This is a genomic window from Embleya sp. NPDC025285 (assembly GCF_055558835.1).
Genome location: NZ_JBVHLU010000119.1, coordinates 1 through 19641 on the forward strand (window position 1 = coordinate 1; position 19641 = coordinate 19641).

A 19641-nucleotide genomic window follows, 5' to 3' on the forward strand; every position below is an offset into this window, starting at 1 on the left:
CCCTTTTTGCCTCTGACGTGTAGTCGTCTTCCCCTCCTCCCCTTCCCCCTCCCCCCCCCCCCCCCCCCCACCCCCCCCACCCCCCCCCCCACCCCCCCCCCCCCCCCCCCCCCCCCCCCCCCCCACTGCGCACTTCGGGATCACTCCGCACGTCGGTCCGTCATGAGGGCGTCACGGGACCGTCATGCGACGCCGCGTCAGTCCCGCAGGATCGACAACAGGCGCAGGACCTCCAGGTAGATCCACACGAGGGTCACGGTCAGGCCGAACGCGGCCCGCCAGGCCTCCTTCTCCGGAACGCCCTGAGCGGCCAACTGCTCGATCTCGTTGAAGTCGAGCGAGAGGAAGAAGGCGCCGATGAGGATGCCGAGGATGCCCATCACGATGCCGAGCGGACCGCTGCGCAGGCCGAGACCGTCGCCGCCGGCGATCAACATCGCGAACAGGTTGACGAAGGTGAGGAGTACGAAGCCGATCGCGATCGCCATGCCGATCCGCGCGTAGCGGCTCGTCACCTTGATCCAACCGGACTTGTACGCGACCAGCACACCGACGAACACCGAGGCCGTGCCGAGCACCGCCTGGATCACGATGCCGCTGTACTGCTCCTCGAACGCGTGGCTGATCGCACCCAGGAACACACCTTCGAGCGCGGCGTAGGCCAGCACCAGGGCCGGGCTGATCTCCCGCTTGAAGGTCACGACCATCGCGACGACGAACGCCGCGAGCGCGGCGCCGACCGCCCAGCCGAAGTTCTCGAACGGCAGGAAGGCCCACGACAGCGCACCGGTGACGACGACCGTCAGCAATGTCATCGCGGTACGCGCGACCACGTCGTCGATGGTCATCCGGCCGGTCTGGAGCGGACCGGCGGACTGCGCCCGGTACATCTCCTGAAGCTGCTCGGGGGTCATCGGCTGTACCGGCGGCTGCTGCGGCCCACCGTACGGGGCGCCCTGCGGCCCGGGCTGCGGCGCTCCGTAACCGGCCTGCTCCTGCCGGCCGGTCTCGAACGCCCCCCGCCGCGTGAGCACCGGGTTGCTGCTCCTCATGTCATCTCCTCCATGCCCCCGGGGTGGGGGTCCTGGCTTTAGAGAGTAATCCCCGAGTAAAGCGCTCGGGGCTTCCATCCTTCCCTTTCAACGTCCCCGGACACGCGATTTGTGCCCGTGGTCACTGTCCGGTCATAAAAAGTCGGATGGAATCCATCGCGAAGCCGATCGCTGTCACCACGGGAACACCCTGCGCTGTTCGCGAGTAAGGGTGGCCCGCGGGCCCGGAAATATGCCCGGTCGGTGGTCCAGACCACCGAGGCCCGCCGCCGCCGATCCGCGGCCGTACGGCGTTCTTGCAGGTCAGCGGCATTTTCGAGTTGTCCCCGGAGCGGGACTCGAACCCGCACGGCCTTGCGGCCAAGGAGGTTTAAGCTCCTCGTGTCTGCGTTCCACCATCCGGGGGCGATGCTGAGCGTAGCGGCCCCGGCGCACCGGGTTGGCCTCTTGGATTCGGAGCCCCCTCGGACCCGTTCCGCGGGCCTGTTCGATCGCGGAGAGCTACCGGGGGCGACCCGTCCGGATGCCGTACGGATGGTGCCGAATGAGCGGTTTGGGGCGGCTGAGCAGGGGAGTTCCGCATTCGCCCGGTGCACCTGGGTAGGACCACGGGGTCGAGGGCCGGCCGATGCGGGCCCGATCAGGACCGCAACGAAAGAGGCCCGATGTGACCGCCACCGAACCCATCGCGGGAGTCGGGGCCCACGGCGAACTCGCCGCCGTCGCCACCGGCATCAGCAAGATCTACGGCACGGGCGAGACACGAGTGCTCGCGCTCGACGACGTCTCGGTCGGGTTCCGGCGCGGGGAGTACACCGCGATCATGGGCCCCTCCGGGTCGGGCAAGTCCACGCTGATGCACTGCATGGCGGGCCTGGACTCGATCTCGACCGGCTCGGTCCGGCTGGGCGACGTGGAGTTGTCCTCACTCGACGACAAGAAGCTGACCCGGCTGCGGCGGGAGAAGGTCGGCTTCGTCTTCCAGGCGTTCAACCTGCTGCCGACGCTGACCGCGTTGGAGAACATCACGCTGCCGATGGACATCGCGGGTGTGAAACCGGACCAGGAGTGGTTGGACCATGTGATCGAGACGGTCGACCTGCGCGACCGGCTGAAGCACCGTCCGAGCGAACTGTCCGGCGGTCAGCAGCAACGGGTCGCGTGTGCGCGGGCGCTGGCGAGCAGACCGGAGATCATCTTCGCCGACGAACCGACGGGCAACCTGGACTCCCGCTCGGGCGCCGAGGTCCTGGGCTTCCTCCGCGCCTCGGTACGCGAGAGCGGCCAAACGATCGTCATGGTCACCCACGACCCGAACGCCGCCTCCTACGCGGACCGAGTCCTCTTCCTGGCCGACGGCCGAATCGTCGACGAAATGCTCGATCCCACCTCGGACCTGGTCCTCGAACGCATGAAACGCTTCGACGCCACCCGCACCGCGTAACCCCACCCGGCCGGTCGCAAAGCCCCGGCCCGGTCCGCACACTTCCCCGGCCCAACCCCCACAAGCCACCCCCAGCCCGGCCCACAGAGCCCCTCGGTCCCGTCCGCAAAGCCCCTCGGTCCGGTCCGCAACCCCCTTCAGCCCGTCCGGCGTTTGAGGACAACCCACCCAGGCCACCCCCCGAAGCGCAGCCCGATCCGCAAACCCCCAGCCCGCCCGGCGCTTGAGAGCAGACGCGAAAGGGCCCGGCACGCACGTGGCGTACCGGGCCCATCCCGCAAAACGTGGGCAACTACCCCTTGACCGCAGGCTCGACCCGCGGCACCGGCGGGAGTGCCGCCTCCGCGAACTCGTCCCGCGGGTGCTCCATCGCCCCGAGCGAGACGATCTCGCGCCGGAAGAACGCGGACAGCGTCCAGTCGGCGAACACCCGGAACTTACGGTTGAACGTCGGCACCATCGCACCGTGGTACGTGCGGTGGAACAGCCACGCCGGCAGCCCCTTGAGCTTGAACTTGCCGAACATCACCGCGACACCCTTGTGCAGACCGAGGCCGGCCACCGCACCGAGGTTCTTGTGCTTGTAGTCGCTCGGCGGGAACCCACGCATCACCGAGACGACGTTGTCGCCCAGGACGCGCGCCTGCCGTACCGCGTGCTGCGCGTTCGGCGGGCACCAGGCACCCTCACCCGCGGCCAGGTCCGGAACCTGCGCGTTGTCGCCGGCGGCGAACACGTTGTCCATGCCGACCACCTGGAGGGTGGTGCGGGTGTCCACGTGGCCGCGCGGGCCGAGCGGCAGACCGTACTCGGACAGCACCGGGTTCGGCTTGACGCCCGCGGTCCACAGGATCGTGGAGGCGTCGAACTCGACATCGTTGGAGAGCACGCAGTGCTTGTCGACGCAGGACTGGAGCGACGTCTCCAGGTGGAACTCGATGTCCCGGGCCTTGAGGCGCTCCAGCGTCCAGGCGCCGAGTTCCGGACCGACCTCGGGGAGGATGCGGTTGGCCGCCTCCACCATCACGAAGCGCATGTCCTCGCGCTTGAGGTTCTTGTAATAGCGCACCGCGTCGCGCGCCATGTCCTCGACCTCGGCCAGCGCCTCGATGCCGGCGAAGCCGCCACCGACGAAGCAGAAGGTCAACGCCTTGCGGCGGATCTCCGCGTCGGTGGTGGAGTCGGCCAGGTCGAGCTGCCCGAGCACATGGTTGCGCAGCGCGATGGCTTCTTCGATGGTCTTGAGACCGATGCCGTTCTCGGCCAGGCCGGGAATCGGGAAGGTCCGCGATATCGAGCCGAGCGCGATGACGATGTAGTCGAAGCCGAGCTCGTAGGACTCGCCCGCGAGCGGCTCGACGAGCGCGACCTTGCGGTCGTGGTCGACGGAGGTGACCCGGCCGTTGACGATCTCGGCCTTGGGCAGGACACGGCGCAGCGGCACCACGACATGGCGCGGTGAGATGCTGCCGGCGGCCGCTTCCGGGAGGAAGGGCTGGTAGGTCATGTACGACCGCGGGTCGACGACCGTGACGGTCGCTTCGCCGTAACGCATCTTCTTGAGGATGCGCTGCGCGGCGTACAGACCAACGTAGCCGCCGCCGACGATAAGGATGCGAGGGCGATCCGTGTTGCTCATGTTTGGAAGTATCCACCGATCGAACGCGCCGGTGCTTCGAGGCCGCGCGCAGTACCGAACGGGCCGTCTGGTACCCTTCGTCCTTTTGCTTGTGCATTTGTGCACGGTGTGCGGTCGAGGAAGATCCACTCGACCATAATCGGCCGGCTTGTCCGCCGACTCGGTCCCGATGACCTGCGTCGATCCTGCCCGAGGTACCCCGGGACGGCGCAATGTGATCTCCACCTCGAACCGCCGGCGACCACCGTCTTCGAAGGCGACGGCGGCGTCCGACCGACCCGTCACGAGGAAAACGGCCCCACATGGCCAAGTTTTGCCTCCGGGGGCATGTGAAGGGATTCACAAACTTTTCCCCGAGTCCGAACGATGGACACGGCTCCTTGGTTCCGCCATCGACCCGGCAAACGATCCCGCGCGCACCTGGCGGACCACATCAATCGCGCCGAACACGGCACCACGACGGTGATCACCCGAAACGGGACTCCGGTGGCCGCGCTGGTACCGATCGCGGATTTCGAGGCGCTGGAGGCAGCCACCGACGAAATGCTGGCGCGTGAGGCCGAGGCGGTCTTGGCCGAAGGCGGTCCGACCGTGACGATGGCCGAGTTGCTGGCGGATCTGTTCGCCGAGCACAGCGAAGACACGGCATGAAGTACGCCTTCCGTTTCACCACCGCCGCGCAACGCCAACTGCGAGCGATCGACCGACCCGCGGCCATGCGAATCCTGGCCGCGCTGACCGCGCTGGGCGACGACCCCTATCGCGAGGACGCTGACATCAAGAAGCTCACCGGACCGTCCGGCCTGTATCGGCTTCGGGTAGGCAACTACCGGATCGCCTACGAGGTGCGCGACGGTGAACTCGTCGTCCTCGCGGTCAAGGTCGGCGACCGCCGCGCTGTGTACCGGAATCTCTGACCTACCACTCGGGGTCTTCCGCCACCGACCAGGCGATGCCGTCCAGGATGTCGTGTTCGCTGACGACGACCTCGGTCAGACCGGTGCGTTCCATGATCGTGCGCAGGACCAGTGCGCCCGCGCCGATCACGTCCACGCGGCCCGGGTGCAGGACCGGGATCGCCGCGCGTTCGGCGTGTGTGGCGGCCAGCAGCCGGGTGGTCACCGCGCGGACCTGATCGAGGGTCAGCCGGGCGTGGTGGATGGCGGTGGAGTCGTACTCGGGCAGGTCCAGCGCGATGCCGGCGACCGTGGTGACCGAGCCGGCCAGGCCGACCAGCGTGCGGGCGCGGTCCATCGGGACCACCGCCGCGGCCTGCGCTGTCGCGGCCTCGATGTCGGCGATGGCGGCGGCGATCTGGGCCCGAGTCGGCGGGTCCTCACGCAGGTGCCGCTCGGTCATCCGGACGCAGCCGATGTCCACCGAGCGCGCCGCCTCGGGCCGGTCGGTGCCCAGCACGAACTCGGTGGACCCGCCGCCGATGTCGACCACCAGGTACGGAGTCTCGACCGCGCCGGTGCCGGCCAGTTCGCGGGTGGCCCCGGTGAAGGACAGCGTGGCCTCCTCGTCGCCGGAGACCACCTCGGGCTCGACGCCCAGGATCTCCCGCACGCCGTCCCGGAACACGCCCCGGTTCTCCGCGTCGCGGCTCGCGCTGGTGGCCACGAAGCGCACCCGCTCGGCGCCGAGTTCGCCGATCGTCTTGGCGTAGTCGCGGCACGCGTCGAACGTGCGCTCCAGCGCCTCCGGAGCGAGCCTGCCGGTCCGGTCGACGCCCTGGCCGAGCCGGACGATCCGCATCCGCCGGTCCAGGTCGACCAGCGTCCCGGTGGCCGGGTCCAGGTCGGCGACCAGCAGGCGGATCGAGTTGGTGCCGCAGTCGATCGCGGCGACGCGTCGGGTCATCGGGTCTCGTCCTCCGTGGCTGCGGCCTCGGCCTCGGCGGCCTCTGTCGCCTCGTCCGGCTTGTCCACACACACGCACGGGCCCTTGGCCCACCAGTCCGGCAGCGCGTCCAACGTCTCGTCGCCGAGCGGGTTCACCCCGCGTCCGGCGGCCAGCGCGTGGCCGGCCAGGACGTGCAGGCACTTGACCCGATCCGGCATGCCCCCGGCGGACGGGAAGCCCTCCAGCACCTCGATCGCGTCCCGGCGCGCGATGTAGTCCTCGTGCGCGGCGGCGTATCGAGCCGCGAGGTCCTCGTCCTCGGCCAGGCGCGCGCTCATCTCGCGCATGACGTTGTTCGCCTCGAGCGTGCCGATCGCGGACGCCGCCCGCGGGCAGGTCAGGTAGTACAGCGTCGGGAACGGCGAGCCGTCCTCCAGGCGTGGAGCGGTCTCCACGACGTCCGGAAGCCCGCACGGGCACCGGTGTGCGACGCCGCGCAGACCACGCGGGGTACGGCCGAGCTGCGCCTTGACGGCGTCGATGTCCTGCTGATCCATGTAGGAGAGTATTTCCTGTTTCGCTGAGTGCTTCGGACCGACGTTCGATCCGCGTGCCGCGCCGTACCGGTCCCGCTCGGGTTCGAGCCGGCCGGTCGCCGGTGCCACCGGACAAGGATCGCCGTTCTCGGCGCCCGGTACTAGCCGATCGACGCGGCGGGCGTCGGAGTGGGCGAGGGCGCCGCGCTCGGCGTCGGCGCGCCGGCCCGGTCCGCGTCGCGCGTGGAGTCCCACAGGCTGCGATACCAGGGCGGCGAACCGGCCTGGGCGGGCGTGGGCGGCGCCGGGTTGCCCGGCTCGCCCGGCTGCGGCACCACCAGGTAGGCGGTATCGCCCGGGTAGACGAAGTGCAGCCGCTCGCGCGCCTGTTGCCGTACGTACGCCGGGTCGTTCCAGCGTTCCAGGTCGGACCGCATGCGTTCGGTCTCGGCCTGCTGCCTGCGGGTGCTCTCGCGCAGGTCGTCCACCTCGGCCCGTTGGTCCAGGTACTGGCGCAACGGGTAGACCAGCGCGACGGCCAGGCTCAGCACCACCAGGGTCAGCACGATCCACTTGCCGCCCCCGCGCCGGCGCAGCCGACCCAGGCTCGCCGCCGCGGACGAGTCCTTGATGGACTCGACCGCGGCGACGACCTTCGGTTTGGCCGGTGCCGCCGGACGGCCACCGCGTGCCTGACGCGGCGGCGCGACGGCCCGGGACGCGCGGGCTGCCCCGCTCGGGGCGGCCGTCCTGCGACCGTCCTCGCGCTGCTCGCTCACGCGTCCTCCCGCCGTTGTCCCGATGCGGTGCCGGCGGTGTTCCGCTCGACCCGGTGTCAGCCGTCGAAGCGCGGGAACGCGCCGCGGCCGGCGTACTCCGCCGCGTCGTCGAGGATCTCCTCGATGCGCAGCAACTGGTTGTACTTGGCCACCCGGTCGGAGCGCGCCGGGGCGCCGGTCTTGATCTGGCCGCAGTCCGTGGCCACCGCGAGGTCCGCGATCGTGGTGTCCTCGGTCTCGCCGGACCGGTGACTCATCATGCACCGGTAACCGTTGCGGTGGGCGAGCGACACGGCGTCGAGGGTCTCGGTCAGCGTGCCGATCTGGTTGACCTTCACCAGAAGCGCGTTGCCCGCCTTCTCCTCGATGCCGCGCGCCAGGCGCTCCGGGTTGGTCACGAACAGGTCGTCGCCGACGAGCTGGACCTTGTCGCCGAGCTGCGCGGTGAGCGCGACCCAGCCCTCCCAGTCGCTCTCGTCCAGCGGGTCCTCGATCGACACCAGCGGGTACGCCGCGACCAACTCGGCGTAGTAGGCCGACATCTCGGCGGAGGTCTTCTTGGCGCCCTCGAACACGTACGCGCCGTCGGTGTGGAACTCGGACGCGGCCACGTCGAGCGCGAGCGCGATGTCGGTGCCCGGGGTGTAGCCGGCCATCTCGATCGCCTCGACGATCAGGTCGAGCGCGGCGCGGTTGCTCTCCAGGTTCGGCGCGAAGCCGCCCTCGTCGCCGATGCTGGTGACCAGGCCGCGGGCCTTGAGCACGGACTTGAGGCAGTGGTAGACCTCGGTGCCCCAGCGCACCGCCTCGGCGAAGGTCTCCGCGCCGATCGGCGCGATCATGAACTCCTGGATGTCGACGTTGGTGTCGGCGTGCGCACCACCGTTGAGGATGTTCATCATCGGCACCGGGAGCACGTGCGCGTTCGGGCCGCCGAGGTAGCGGAACAGCGGCAGATTCACCGATTCGGCGGCGGCGTGCGCGACGGCGAGCGAGACGCCCAGGATCGCGTTGGCGCCGAGCTCGGCCTTGTTCTCGGTCCCGTCCAGGTCGATCATCGCCTGGTCGATCAGCCGCTGGTCGTCCGCCTCGGTGCCGGCGATCTCCTCGTAGATGCGCTCGTTGACCGCGTCGACGGCCTTCTGCACACCCTTGCCGCCGTAGCGGCTCTCGTCGCCGTCACGCAGTTCGACGGCCTCGAAGGCGCCGGTGGAAGCGCCGGACGGCACGGCGGCACGGCCCGAGCTGCCGTCGTCGAGGACGACCTCGACCTCCACCGTGGGGTTCCCTCGGGAGTCCAGGATCTCCCGGGCGTGGATGACGTCGATGGACGGCACGAGTTTCTCCTTGATCAAGGGGCACGCTGGTCTGCCGGGCCAGCCTAGTAGCAGCCCGCCGTCGGATTCGCCCGGGAAGAGGTGGCTGTGGGCGACTGTCGGGTGACGGGAACGTGAACGGATTGACCGGGGCGGCCCCCGGTCGACGGGCACGGCACCCACGACCGCGCCGAGCGGCGGGGTACATCGGCGCCGCACGCGGGTGGCCCGTACGCCGACGATCGGGAGTTCGATCGCGTCCGACGGCCCGGCCGGGCCCGGTACGGCGGGCCGATCCGGCGTGCGGGTCGCCGCGACGGACCTGACGGGCGAGGCCGCGGCGCGACCCGCGTCGCGCGGGTTCGGGCGGCTCGATCGGGGGCGGACCCGGGGAACTTCTGGTTTGCTTGGGGGCGTTCGCGTCGATCACCTGCCCGGAAGGCCCTTGTACTGCTGTGGAGTTGCTGGCGATCGGCTTTGTGGCGGTGGCGGGCGGGGCGGTGCTCGCACGAGCCGCACGGGTCGTGCGGATGCGTGAACTGGCGGCCTGGCGGCGGTGGTTGCCGTTGGCGCTGGCGTTGATCGGGGTCGCGACGAGTTTGCTTCGGGCCGAGGATGTCGTGCTCGTCGCCGCGTTGATCGCGTTGCCGTGCTACGTGGCCTCGGTGTTGTTCGCGCAGGCGGAGATCCACCGCGAGGCCGACGAGGCGCTGCACGGCTGACCCGGGGTCACGATCGCCGCGCGCGCTGGTGCGGCGGACTCACGAACCCGGGCCCCGGCCCAGGCCGAAGACCCGCCAGCGCTTCGGGGTGACCACGCCCAGGCTCGTACCCTCGCGGGACAGCGGGCGGCGCTGTTGTGCCAGGCCCTCATCGCCCAGGATGTGCCGCATCGCGAACTCCCAGCGCTCCTGCGCCCACTCGTCCTCGCGCATGGCGACCTCGCCCCACACGATGACGTGCGCGATGTCGCCGTCCCGCGCCATCGACAGACAGACCCGCGGATCGTGTTCCAGGTTGGCCTTCTTGGTGCGGCCGGTGAGGCTGAGGTAGAGGTACTCGTCGTCGTACGCGAGCATCACGGGTGTCACGTGCGGCTCCCCCGTCGGGGTCACCGTGCCCACGTGCACCCAGTGCTCCGGATCGCCGAGCATCGCGTCCAGAGCCGCCCTCAGTTCGGGGTCGATCATCGGAGGATCCGCCTTTCGCAGCACAGGGGCCTCGTGGCCACCGTACTGCGCCCTCCGCCCCACCGGTCACGGGATCGGCGTCCATCAGGTGTACGAGCGTCGTCCGGATCGTGACGAGGGCCGCCCCGATCCCGACGAGCATCGTGCGGATCGTCTAGAAGTCGTCCGGGTACGGCGCCGACAACACCTCGGTCCCGGCCGGCTCCGGCGTGACGTAGCCCGGCAGCAGCTCGCTCAGCAGCGCGCGCACCGCCTTCGTGTCGTTGACCGCCGCCGCGTCGTACAGCTCCGGCAACCGGACCACCGCGTCCAGCGCCTGGCCCGGCGGCACCGTCGCCTGGATCCGGCGGTGTTCGGTGGGCAGGCGCTCCTCGGTGGCCGAGAACAGCGCCTCGTTGAGTTTCTCGCCCGGACGCAGGCCGGTGAAGCGGATCGGCACGTTGGGCAGATTCACCTGTTCGGCGAACTTGTGCACCAGGTCCACGATCCGTACCGGCTCGCCCATGTCCAGGACGAAGATCTCCCCGCCCTGGGCCATCCGACCCGCCTCCAGGACCAGTCCCACGGCCTCCTCGATGGTCATGAAGAACCGGGTGACGTCCGGGTGCGTGACGGTGACCGGGCCGCCCGCGCGCAGTTGCTCGGCCAGTACGGACAACAAAGAGCCCCGGCTGCCCAGCACGTTGCCGAAACGCACGCCCGCGAACACCCCGGGCGCCTGCGTGTTGGCCTGCACGATCAGTTCGGCGAGCCGCTTGGTCGCGCCGAGCACCGAGACCGGGTCGGCCGCCTTGTCCGTGGAGATCAGCACGAACCGCTCGACCCCCACGTCGAGCGCGGCCCGGACCAGGTTCTCCGTGCCCAGCACATTGGACTTGACCGCCTCGCACGGATGCCGCTCCAACAGCGGCAGGTGCTTGTGCGCGGCGGCGTGGAAGACCACCTCCGGCTTGAGATCATGAAAGAGCTGCTCGATCCGCGGCCGATCCCGGATGTCCGCGATCACCAGCGTCTCGTCGTCGAGCAACGCCTCGCCCCACACGTCGAGTTGGAGGCGGTGCAGGTTGGACTCGTCGTGGTCGAGCATGTACATCCGGCTCGGCCCGAAGCCGTACACCTGCCGGCACAACTCGCTGCCGATCGAGCCGCCCGCGCCGGTGATCAGTACCCGGCGGCCCGCGATCACCTCGCGCACGGACGCCGAGACCACATGCAGTTCCTGCCGACCGATCAGTCGGTTGACGTCGAGCATGCGCATGTCGCTGCCGACCACGTCGCGCCGCAACGCGACCAGGAAGGACGGCAGATACCGCACCGCGGCGCCGATCGCGGCGGCCCCGGCGGCCACCTTGCGAAACTCCTCGTGCGGAAGCCCCGGGATGGCCAGCACGACCACCTCGATGCCGTGCTCCAGTGCCACGTCGGTCAGGGTGGCCAGGCCGCCCAGGACCGGAAGTAGATGTTGTGGATTGTCCGCGTCGGCGACGCGTACCCCGTCCTTGTCGGGGTCGTCGTCGAGAAATCCGATCGGACGCAACCCGAAATCGGGTGTCCGCAACAGATCCCGCGCCAATGCGCTGCCCGCCGACCCGGCCCCCACGACCAGGGTCCGCAGACCCGCTCCCGAAATATCCGTCGCTGCCGAACTCCGACCCATCAAGCCCCCCTTGGTCAGGTGCAGCGTGATCGGCATCGGATCGTGCACCGACCACATGCGGCACCGACACGCCGGTGCGGATGGACGTCCCTCCCCATCGCACCACGCCCCACCCCGGCGGTCGTACGCGACTGCCCCAATTGCCCCCACGACCCCGGTGGCCCCACAGTCGCGACGTCACTTGCGGCCCAGGCGCATCGGGTGGACCAACAACCGCGCAGGCAACCACCGGCACTCGGGATTCAGCGTACGGCCCACCCTCGGCCCCCGTCGCGGTTTTGCCCAAACGCCCGCAACTTCGCCTTTTCCGTGTGCGCGAAGCATCACCCCGTGATCATCGGGGTGTTCCCTGCTCGTTTCCGTGCCGTCGTCCCGCCATGCCCGACCACGGCCGACACCGAGGCCGACACGTGTCGCGTCGGCCGGCCGCCCCCCGAGGCGCCCGGCCGCCGGCGTTACTCCGTCTCCTCCGCCAGCTCCAGCCAGCGCATCTCCAACTCGTCGCGCTCGTCCCGGATCGCGCGCAGTTCGGCGTCCAGCGCGGAGACCTTGTCGAAGTCGGTGGCGTGCTCGGCCAAGCCGTCGTGCACCTTCTTCTCCCGGTCGGCCAGTTTGGTCAACTGCCGCTCCACCCGCTGGAGTTCCTTCTTCGCCGCGCGGGTGTCGCCGGAACCGCGCCGGGTCGGCGCGGCGGTCGCCCCGGCCTCGACCGCGTCCCTGCGGCGCTTGAGGTATTCCTCGATGCCGCCCGGCAACATCCGCAGTGTGCGGTCCCCGAGCAGCGCGAGCACGGTGTCCGTGGTGCGCTCGATGAAGTACCGGTCGTGGCTGACGATCACCAGCGATCCCGGCCAGCCGTCCAGCAGGTCCTCCAACTGGGTCAGCGTCTCGATGTCCAGGTCGTTGGTCGGTTCGTCCATGAACAGCACGTTCGGCTCGTCCATCAACAACCGCAGCAGTTGCAGACGGCGGCGCTCGCCACCGGACAGGTCGGAGACCGGCGTCCACTGCTTCTCGCCGGTGAAGCCGAACTGCTCGCAGAGCTGACCGGCCGTCAGTTCCTTGCCCTTGCCGATCTCGACCCGCTCGCGGATCTGCGACACCGCCTCCAGCACCCGCAGCGTGGGCGGGAGTTCGGCGACCTCCTGGGAGAGGTAGGCGAGCTTGACGGTACGGCCGACCACGACCTTGCCGGCGGCCGGCTGCTTCTCCTGGTACGCCGCGTCCTTGAGCGCGCGCAACAGCGAGGTCTTGCCCGCGCCGTTGACGCCGACCAGACCGATCCGGTCGCCCGGGCCCAGATTCCAGGTCAGGTGCTCCAGCAGCGTCTTGGGGCCCGCCTCGATCCGCACGTCGAGCAGTTCGAACACGGTCTTGCCCAGCCGCGCGTTGGCGAAGCCGCGCAGCGCCAGGGTGTCGCGCGGCGGCGGCTCGTCCGCGATCAGCTCGTTCGCCGCCTCGATCCGGAACTTGGGCTTGGACGTCCGCGCGGGCGCGCCGCGGCGCAGCCAGGCCAGCTCCTTGCGGACCAGGTTCTGCCGCTTGGTCTCCTCGGTGCTCGCGATCCGCGCGCGCTCGGCCCGGGCCAGCACGTACGCCGAGTAGCCGCCCTCGTAGTCGTGCACCTTGCCGCCCTGCACATCCCACGTACGGGTGCAGACCTCGTCCAGGAACCAGCGGTCGTGGGTGACCACGACGAGCGCGGAGCGCCGGGTCTTGAGGTGGCCCGCCAGCCACGCGATGCCCTCGACGTCGAGGTGGTTGGTCGGCTCGTCCAGGATGATCAGGTCGTGCTCTTCGATCAGCAGCTTCGCGAGCGCGATCCGGCGCCGCTCGCCGCCGGACAGCGGGCCGATCACCGAGTCGATGCCGCTCTCGAAGCCGGGCATGGCCAGCCCGCCGAACAGCCCGGTCAGCACGTCGCGGATGCGCGCGTCGCCCGCCCATTCGTGTTCGGGGCGGTCGCCGACGATCTCCTGGCGCACGGTCGCCGCCGGGTCGAGGTCGTCCTGCTGGCTCAGGATGCCCAGGCTGAGGCCGCCCACGTGGGTGACCCGGCCCGAATCGACCGGCTCCCGCTGGGCCATCACCCGGATCAGCGTGGTCTTGCCGTCCCCGTTGCGGCCCACGACCCCGATCCGGTCGCCTTCGGCGACGCCGAGGGACACCTCGTCGAGCAGGGTGCGCATGACATACGCCTTGCCGACTGACTCAAGATTGACCAGGTTCGCCATCAGACCGAACCGCCATACCGCAACGCTCGCATTCGACCAACTCTAACGGTCCGAACTACACGGTGTTCTCGCGCTCCACCGGAACGACCCGACGCGGCAACACCCGGGCCCCGGGCACCGCGCCGAACGCGACCCGCGCGGCCCGGCAGGTGCCCGATCCGGTGAGCCGCTCGGCCACCACGTGCGCGGTCTCCCGGTCCGGCGCCAGGAACGCGCACGTCGGTCCGGACCCGGACACCAGCGAGCCGACCGCGCCCGCGGCCATGCCCGCGCGCAGCGTCGCGGCCAACGCGGGCCGCAACGACAGCGCCGCCGGTTGCAGGTCGTTGACCAGGTTCGCGCCCAACGCGTGCGCGTCGCCGGCCCGCAGCGCGGCGATCAGTTCCTCGCGCGGCGCGGGCCGCCCGACCGTCTCGCCCGCCACCTCGCGCAACCGGTCGCACTCGCCGTACACGGCCGGCGTCGACAGGCCGCCGTCGGCCAGCGCGAACACCCAGTGGAAACGCGCCGTGGTCGGCACCGAGGCCAACCGCTCGCCCCGCCCGGTGCCGATCGCGGTGCCGCCCAGGTCGGAGAACGGCACGTCGCTGCCCAACTCCGCGCCGAGCCGGCGCAACATCTCGCGAGGCGTGTCGCCACGCCAGAGCGTGTCGCAGGCGAGCAGCGTCGCCGCCGCGTCCGCGCTGCCTCCGGCCATGCCGCCGGCGACCGGAATGCCCTTGCGGATGTGGATGCGCACGTTCGGCTCGCGCCCGAGCCGGTCGGCGAGCAGGATCGCCGCGCGCGCGGCCAGGTTGCTGTGGTCCAGCGGGACCTCGGCGATGCCCTCGCCCTCGCAGGCCAGGCTCAGCCGGTCCGCGGGCGTGACGGTGACCTCGTCGTACAACGACACGGCGTGGAAGACGCTGACCAGCTCGTGGAAGCCGTCCGGCCGCACCCCACCGACCGCGAGTTGCAGGTTGACCTTCGCGGGAACACTGACGGTGACGGAAGACACGGCTCGTGGAACTCCTTCGTGGCCCTGTCGGGCCTCTTCGGACGGGGGCCGTGCGAACTCCTCGGCACCGTCGCCGATGGTATCGACGGCGGCACCGCGTCCTCAGGCGCGGGGCTCGTTCGGGTCGGCGTCGGCCGGCACGACCGGCTCCCCCGCATCGCCCGGCACACCCGGCGAGGCCGACCCGGGGCGGTGCTCGGCGATCCGGGCGAACGCCTCGACACCCAGCGCCTCGCCGCGTGTCCGCGGGTCGATTCCGGCCGCGCGCAGTGCCTGCTCGGCGCCGGCGGCGGAACCGGCCCAGCCCGCCAGCGCGGCCCGCAGCGTCTTGCGCCGCTGCGCGAACGCGGCGTCGATCACCGCGAACACCTCCTGGCGGGTCGCCGTGGTCTTCGGCGGCTCGCGGCGCACGAACGACACCAGGCCCGAGTCGACGTTGGGCGCCGGCCAGAACACGTTGCGCCCGATCGCGCCCGCGCGCTTGACGTCGGCGTACCACGCGGCCTTGACCGAGGGCACGCCGTACACCTTGCCGCCGGGCGTCGCGGCCAGCCGGTCGGCGACCTCGGACTGCACCATCACCAGCAGCCGCTCCAGCGACGGGAAGGTCTGCAACATGTGCAGCAGCACCGGCACGGACACGTTGTAGGGCAGGTTCGCCACCAGCGCGGTGGGCGCCGGCCCCGGCAGCTCGGTCACCGTCATCGCGTCCGCGTGCACGAGCGCGAAGTCGGCCGCGCGTTCGGGCATCCGGGCCTCGATGGTGGTCGGCAGGTGCCGGGCGAGCACCGGGTCGATCTCGACCGCGACCACCCGCGCGGCGCTCTCCAGGAGCGCCAGCGTCAACGAGCCGAGTCCGGGGCCGATCTCGACCACGACGTCCTCGGCGCGCACGCCGGCGGTGCGCACGATGCGCCGCACCGTGTTGGCGTCGATCACGAAGTTCTGGCCGAGCTGCTTGGTCGGGCGTACACCCAGGGCCTCGGCCAGCGCACGGATGTCCGCGGCACCGAGCAGTCCCGGTCCCGCGGGAAGATCACTCACGAGTAGAGCCTACTGCCGCACAGCGGCCACGGACTCGACCCCCGTTGGACGAACATGAGCTTTGCCCGATATGTCTGCTCCGAGGCCGGTGCCTGACTTGCCACCCCGGTGCCGCCCATCGACTGCCAGGTCTGCGCGTCGAACTGGTAGAGCCCGTGATAGGTCCCGGACGCGTCCACCACGTTCGCCCGGCCACCCGACTCGCACTGCGCGAGCGCGCCCCAGTTGAGCTGGTCGGCCCCGGCCACCGAGTTCGGCATCTCCTTGGTGCCGACCTTGACGATCTGGGTCACCGGCTCCTTGACCACCTTCTCGGAGATCTTGCGCGGCTCCTGCTTGACGCCGTTGATCGTCTCGTACGAGTAGGTGATCTGGCGCAGCCCGACCACGCCCTTGGTGGCGACCTCCTCGGTCCCCTTGTACTGGGTCGGGTCGTCCTGCTTGGTGGTCTTGAACGGGATCTTCTCGTCCTTGGTCACGGTGGCGCCGGTGACCCGCAGGATCGAGATGGTCTGCCCCTGCTGGGGATACGCGTCGGTCGGCGTGTCCACCCGGTCCTGTGGCCCTATCGAGATCCCGGCCTGTTCCAGGGCGGCCTGCACGGTCGGCGCGTTGGTCCGCAGCGGCACGGTCTTTCCGTCGACCAGGAAGGTGATCGCCCGCTCGGTGCGCACGTCCAGGTTGAGCCCTTGGCGGCCGATCGGCAGGTCGCGGGACACCGACAGGTAGGCGCCGTCCGCGCGCACGCCGACCTGCTCCAGCGCCTCGGACACCGACTTCGCGGTCACCCAGACCTGCTGGGGCCGCCCGTCGACGGTCAGCGTCAGCAGCCGGCCGTAGCGCACCGCGACGCGGTCGCCGTCCTCGATGCCCGCATTGCGCCCCGGCGCGACGATGTCGTGCTCGCCGACCTTGATCTCCTGGCGCCCGAGCAGCCCGGAGACGTCGGAGGCGAACGTGTGCACGGTGCGTTCCTCGCCGTCCACGACGAGGGTGACCGTCTTGTCGTAGGAGACGAAGGCTGTGGTTCCGCCGACCAGGACGGCGACCACGAGGGCCTGCGGAACGAGAGTGCGCAGAGAGGGTCCGGGGCGGCTGCCGCCCCGACCCGCCCGGGCGGTGTTGCGCCTGCGGGCGGAGCCGGCGGAACGACTCAACGGTGCTCCTGGGGGATTCCGAAGGGGCTGGTCCGGGGGTGTGCTGCGGCCGGTGTGGTCCGAGCCGGGCCGCGGTCGGGGCCGACGACGGCCGGGCCGATGTTCCGCCCGACGAGCATCGGACTGTACACCGGCGCGGGCACACCGCCGCCCGCCACCCGGTCGTCCGGGTGACGGGCGGTGCGGCCGAGGCAACTACGCGGGTGCGAAGGTGCGTTCGGCGTTGGCCGCGAGCGCGGTCGCCAACTCGTCCTCGGTCAGGCCCTTGACCTCGGCCATCGCGCGCACGGTGATCGGCACCAGGTAGGGCGCGTTCGGTCGGCCGCGGTAGGGCACCGGGGTCAGGAACGGCGCGTCCGTCTCGACCAGGATCAGGTCCGTCGGCGCGACCACGAGCGCGTCCCGCAACGGCTGTGCGCTGGGATAGGTCACGTTGCCCGCGAAGGACATCACGTAGCCCAGTTCGGCGCACGTCCTCGCCATCTCCGCGTCACCCGAGAAGCAGTGGAAGACCACCCGTTCCGGTGCGCCCTCCTCGGCCAGGATGCGCAACACGTCCGCGTGCGCCTCGCGGTCGTGGATCACCAGCGGCTTGCGGTGCCGCTTGGCGATCTCGATGTGCCGGCGGAACGACTCCTGCTGGCCGGCCACGCCCTCGTCGCCGGTGCGGAAGTAGTCCAGGCCGGTCTCGCCGATCCCGCGCACGTGCGGCAACGCGGCCAGTCGGTCGATCTCGGCGAGTGCCGCGTCCAGGGCGGCGGCGCCGCCCGGACCGCGGCGCTGCCCGGACCACCCGTCCGGGTCGCCGAGCACGATCCGCGGTGCCTCGTTGGGGTGCAGCGCGACCGTCGCGTGCACCCGCTCGTGCGCGGCGGCCGTCTCGGCCGCCCACACCGACGAGGGCACGTCGATGCCCACCTGGACCAGCGTGTCCACCCCGACCTCGGCGGCGGCCGACAACGCGTCGGCGACCTTCGCCTCCTGCAGGTCCAGGTGCGTGTGGGCATCCCACACGGGCACCGAGAGCGGCTCGGGCGCGGGCGGCGGGGTGGTGTCCCGGGGCCCGCCGTCCCGGCGCTTGCGCTTGCTCAAGGGTCAGGAGTCCTTTTTCTCTTCGAGACGCGGGAACAGGATCGCGCCCTTGGTGATCGTCGCGCCCGCGGGCAACTGCCCCCAGCGGCCCGAGTCCTGCACGTGCTGCTTGTCCAGCGCGCCCAGGTGCGCCTCGGCGCCGAGCGAGTCCCACAACTTCTGCGCGGTCTCCGGCATCACCGGGTTGAGCAGCACGGCGAGCGCGCGCAACGACTCGGCCGAGGTGTACAGGATGGTGGCCAGTCGGGCCCGGCCCTCGGAGCTGTCGTCCTTGGCCACCTTCCACGGCTCCTGCTCCGTGATGTAGCCGTTGACCAGCTTCACGTAGCCGAACACCGCGTCCAGACCGGCCTGGAAGTCCAGCGCGCGGACCCGGTCGTCGGCGACCGACACGGCCTCGATCAGCGCGCTGTGCAGCGTGCCCTCGGCGTCCCCGTCCGCGGTGGAGGCGGGCAGCTCGCCGTCGAAGTACTTGCCGACCATGGCCGCCACGCGCGAGGCCAGGTTGCCGAAGTCGTTGGCCAGCTCCGAGGTGTACCGCGCGGAGAAGTCCTCCCACGAGAACGACCCGTCCTGGCCGAACTGGATCGCCCGCAGGAAGTAGTAGCGGTAGGCGTCCACGCCGAAGTGGTCGGTGAGCTGCCGCGGCGAGATGCCGGTCAGGTTCGACTTGCTCATCTTCTCGCCGCCGACCATCAGCCAGCCGTTGGCGAACACCCGGCCGGGCACCGGCAGGCTGTTGGCCATCAGCATCGCGGGCCAGATCACCGCGTGGAAGCGCAGGATGTCCTTGCCGACCAGGTGCACGTCCGCCGGGAAGGTGCCCTCGAACTTCGCCTGGTCCGCACCGTAGCCGACCGCCGTGGCGTAGTTGAGCAGCGCGTCGATCCACACGTAGATGACGTGCTTGGGGTCCCACGGGACCGGGATGCCCCAGTCGAACGTGGAGCGCGAGATGGACAGGTCCTGCAGGCCCTGCCGGACGAACTGGAGGACCTCGTTGCGGGCCGAGGCCGGCTGGATGAAGTCCGGGTTGGCCTCGTAGAACTCGAGCAGCCGAGGACCGTACTCGGAGAGCTTGAAGAAGTAGTTCTCCTCCTTGAGCATCTCCACCGGACGCTTGTGGATCGGGCACAACTTCTGCCCGTCCTCGCCGTCGAGCAGGTCGCCGGGCGCCTTGTACTCCTCGCAGGCCACGCAGTACGGGCCCTCGTAACCGCCCTTGTAGATCTCGCCCTTGTCGTACAGGTCCTGGACGAACTCCTGGACCCGGTCGGTGTGCCGCTTCTCGGTGGTGCGGATGAAGTCGTCGTTGGCGATCTCCAAGTGCTCCCAGAGGGGCTTCCACGCCTCCGTGACCAGCTTGTCGCACCACTCCTGGGGAGTGACGCCGTTCGCCTCGGCCGTGCGCATGATCTTCTGACCGTGCTCGTCCGTGCCGGTGAGGAACCACACCTTCTCGCCGCGCTGGCGGTGCCAACGGGTGAGCACGTCGCCTGCGACGGTCGTATAGGCGTGGCCCAGGTGCGGGGCGTCATTTACGTAGTAAATGGGCGTTGTGACATAGAACGCCTTCTCGCGCTCGCCCGCAGTGTGTTCAGTGGTTCCAGTGGCCGCCATACCCGGAATCCTACGGCCGACGCGACGGCGCCCGCCCCC

Annotated in this window: 18 protein-coding genes and 1 tRNA gene; 4 read left to right on the plus strand and 15 right to left on the minus strand. The window is 70.4% G+C overall.

Annotated elements, in window-relative coordinates; all coding sequences use genetic code 11:
- Positions 1 to 197: 197 nt before the first annotated feature.
- Together ACZ4FV_RS44530 and ACZ4FV_RS44535 are read right to left on the minus strand one after the other, a co-directional pair.
- Complete coding sequence (locus ACZ4FV_RS44530) at positions 198 to 1052, minus strand: Bax inhibitor-1/YccA family protein (protein ID WP_395864144.1); 855 nt, start codon at positions 1050 to 1052, stop codon at positions 198 to 200.
- A 323-nt stretch (positions 1053 to 1375) separates the two neighbouring features.
- Positions 1376 to 1457 (minus strand) — tRNA-Leu (locus ACZ4FV_RS44535).
- 262 nt (positions 1458 to 1719) lie between these two features.
- Here ACZ4FV_RS44535 and ACZ4FV_RS44540 point away from each other — a divergent pair.
- Positions 1720 to 2496 (plus strand): ABC transporter ATP-binding protein, encoded by a 777-nt coding sequence (locus ACZ4FV_RS44540; protein WP_465326580.1) that lies wholly within the window; start codon positions 1720 to 1722, stop codon positions 2494 to 2496.
- 292 nt (positions 2497 to 2788) lie between these two features.
- Here ACZ4FV_RS44540 and ACZ4FV_RS44545 read toward each other — a convergent pair whose 3' ends face one another.
- Positions 2789 to 4135: an NAD(P)/FAD-dependent oxidoreductase gene (locus ACZ4FV_RS44545; RefSeq protein WP_465326582.1), complete on the minus strand. Its 1347-nt coding sequence runs from the start codon at positions 4133 to 4135 to the stop codon at positions 2789 to 2791.
- Positions 4136 to 4501: 366 nt separating this feature from the next.
- On the opposite strand from ACZ4FV_RS44545, the gene ACZ4FV_RS44550 reads away from it, so the two are divergent.
- Both ACZ4FV_RS44550 and ACZ4FV_RS44555 read left to right on the plus strand, forming a co-directional pair.
- Positions 4502 to 4786, plus strand: coding sequence for a type II toxin-antitoxin system prevent-host-death family antitoxin (locus ACZ4FV_RS44550; protein WP_402239204.1), 285 nt, complete (start codon positions 4502 to 4504; stop codon positions 4784 to 4786).
- A complete protein-coding gene (locus tag ACZ4FV_RS44555; RefSeq protein ID WP_402239207.1) occupies positions 4783 to 5052 on the plus strand; it encodes a type II toxin-antitoxin system RelE family toxin in 270 nt (89 codons plus the stop codon). Before ACZ4FV_RS44550 ends, ACZ4FV_RS44555 begins: the two co-directional genes overlap by 4 nt.
- 1 nt (position 5053) lies before the next feature.
- On the opposite strand, the gene ACZ4FV_RS44560 is transcribed toward ACZ4FV_RS44555, so the two are convergent.
- From ACZ4FV_RS44560 to eno, 4 genes are all read right to left on the minus strand, one after another.
- Positions 5054 to 5998 (minus strand): Ppx/GppA phosphatase family protein, encoded by a 945-nt coding sequence (locus tag ACZ4FV_RS44560; RefSeq protein ID WP_465326586.1) that lies wholly within the window; start codon positions 5996 to 5998, stop codon positions 5054 to 5056.
- Positions 5995 to 6537 carry a DUF501 domain-containing protein gene (locus ACZ4FV_RS44565; protein ID WP_395864152.1) on the minus strand — a complete coding sequence of 181 codons (543 nt, stop codon included), beginning with the start codon at positions 6535 to 6537 and terminating at the stop codon, positions 5995 to 5997. The genes ACZ4FV_RS44560 and ACZ4FV_RS44565 overlap by 4 nt, the downstream gene beginning before the upstream one ends.
- Positions 6538 to 6677: 140 nt before the next feature.
- Positions 6678 to 7295, minus strand: coding sequence for an FtsB family cell division protein (locus tag ACZ4FV_RS44570; RefSeq protein WP_395864154.1), 618 nt, complete (start codon positions 7293 to 7295; stop codon positions 6678 to 6680).
- Between the two features lie 56 nt (positions 7296 to 7351).
- Entirely contained in the window at positions 7352 to 8632 is a 1281-nt protein-coding gene (gene eno / locus ACZ4FV_RS44575; protein WP_395864156.1) for a phosphopyruvate hydratase, read from the minus strand.
- 434 nt (positions 8633 to 9066) lie between these two features.
- Here eno and ACZ4FV_RS44580 point away from each other — a divergent pair, with 434 nt between their 5' ends.
- Entirely contained in the window at positions 9067 to 9333 is a 267-nt protein-coding gene (locus ACZ4FV_RS44580; protein ID WP_402239210.1) for a hypothetical protein, read from the plus strand.
- Between the two features lie 39 nt (positions 9334 to 9372).
- Here the strand turns inward: ACZ4FV_RS44580 and ACZ4FV_RS44585 are convergent, their stop codons facing one another.
- The 8 genes from ACZ4FV_RS44585 to metG form a co-directional block, all read right to left on the minus strand.
- Positions 9373 to 9801, minus strand: a complete 429-nt coding sequence (locus ACZ4FV_RS44585; protein WP_395864160.1) for a pyridoxamine 5'-phosphate oxidase family protein — start codon at positions 9799 to 9801, stop codon at positions 9373 to 9375.
- Between the two features lie 154 nt (positions 9802 to 9955).
- Positions 9956 to 11515 carry a polysaccharide biosynthesis protein gene (locus ACZ4FV_RS44590; RefSeq protein WP_395864162.1) on the minus strand — a complete coding sequence of 520 codons (1560 nt, stop codon included), beginning with the start codon at positions 11513 to 11515 and terminating at the stop codon, positions 9956 to 9958.
- A 398-nt stretch (positions 11516 to 11913) separates the two neighbouring features.
- Entirely contained in the window at positions 11914 to 13695 is a 1782-nt protein-coding gene (locus ACZ4FV_RS44595; protein ID WP_395864713.1) for an ABC-F family ATP-binding cassette domain-containing protein, read from the minus strand.
- 52 nt (positions 13696 to 13747) lie between these two features.
- The gene (locus tag ACZ4FV_RS44600) at positions 13748 to 14689 is read right to left on the minus strand and encodes a 4-(cytidine 5'-diphospho)-2-C-methyl-D-erythritol kinase (RefSeq protein ID WP_465326591.1); all 942 of its coding nucleotides are present in this window, start codon (positions 14687 to 14689) and stop codon (positions 13748 to 13750) included.
- A gap of 102 nt (positions 14690 to 14791) precedes the next feature.
- Positions 14792 to 15733, minus strand: a complete 942-nt coding sequence (gene rsmA, locus ACZ4FV_RS44605; RefSeq protein WP_395864166.1) for a 16S rRNA (adenine(1518)-N(6)/adenine(1519)-N(6))-dimethyltransferase RsmA — start codon at positions 15731 to 15733, stop codon at positions 14792 to 14794.
- Positions 15730 to 16890 (minus strand): ubiquitin-like domain-containing protein, encoded by a 1161-nt coding sequence (locus ACZ4FV_RS44610; RefSeq protein ID WP_395864168.1) that lies wholly within the window; start codon positions 16888 to 16890, stop codon positions 15730 to 15732. Before ACZ4FV_RS44610 ends, rsmA begins: the two co-directional genes overlap by 4 nt.
- A gap of 195 nt (positions 16891 to 17085) precedes the next feature.
- A complete protein-coding gene (locus tag ACZ4FV_RS44615; RefSeq protein WP_395864170.1) occupies positions 17086 to 17982 on the minus strand; it encodes a TatD family hydrolase in 897 nt (298 codons plus the stop codon).
- 3 nt (positions 17983 to 17985) lie between these two features.
- Positions 17986 to 19602 (minus strand): methionine--tRNA ligase, encoded by a 1617-nt coding sequence (metG, locus tag ACZ4FV_RS44620; protein ID WP_465326595.1) that lies wholly within the window; start codon positions 19600 to 19602, stop codon positions 17986 to 17988.
- Positions 19603 to 19641 lie beyond the last annotated feature (39 nt).

What these genes read in the sequence shown, in the direction of transcription:
- ACZ4FV_RS44545 (WP_465326582.1), bottom strand. Translation starts at nt 4,135, where the DNA reads ATGAGCAACACGGATCGCCCTCGCATCCTTATCGTCGGCGGCGGCTAC.
- ACZ4FV_RS44585 (WP_395864160.1), bottom strand. Translation starts at nt 9,801, where the DNA reads ATGATCGACCCCGAACTGAGGGCGGCTCTGGACGCGATGCTCGGCGAT.
- ACZ4FV_RS44590 (WP_395864162.1), bottom strand. Translation starts at nt 11,515, where the DNA reads ATGTGGTCGGTGCACGATCCGATGCCGATCACGCTGCACCTGACCAAG.
- ACZ4FV_RS44565 (WP_395864152.1), bottom strand. Translation starts at nt 6,537, where the DNA reads ATGGATCAGCAGGACATCGACGCCGTCAAGGCGCAGCTCGGCCGTACC.
- ACZ4FV_RS44555 (WP_402239207.1), top strand. Translation starts at nt 4,783, where the DNA reads ATGAAGTACGCCTTCCGTTTCACCACCGCCGCGCAACGCCAACTGCGA.
- ACZ4FV_RS44530 (WP_395864144.1), bottom strand. Translation starts at nt 1,052, where the DNA reads ATGAGGAGCAGCAACCCGGTGCTCACGCGGCGGGGGGCGTTCGAGACC.
- ACZ4FV_RS44560 (WP_465326586.1), bottom strand. Translation starts at nt 5,998, where the DNA reads ATGACCCGACGCGTCGCCGCGATCGACTGCGGCACCAACTCGATCCGC.
- metG (WP_465326595.1), bottom strand. Translation starts at nt 19,602, where the DNA reads ATGGCGGCCACTGGAACCACTGAACACACTGCGGGCGAGCGCGAGAAG.
- ACZ4FV_RS44550 (WP_402239204.1), top strand. Translation starts at nt 4,502, where the DNA reads ATGGACACGGCTCCTTGGTTCCGCCATCGACCCGGCAAACGATCCCGC.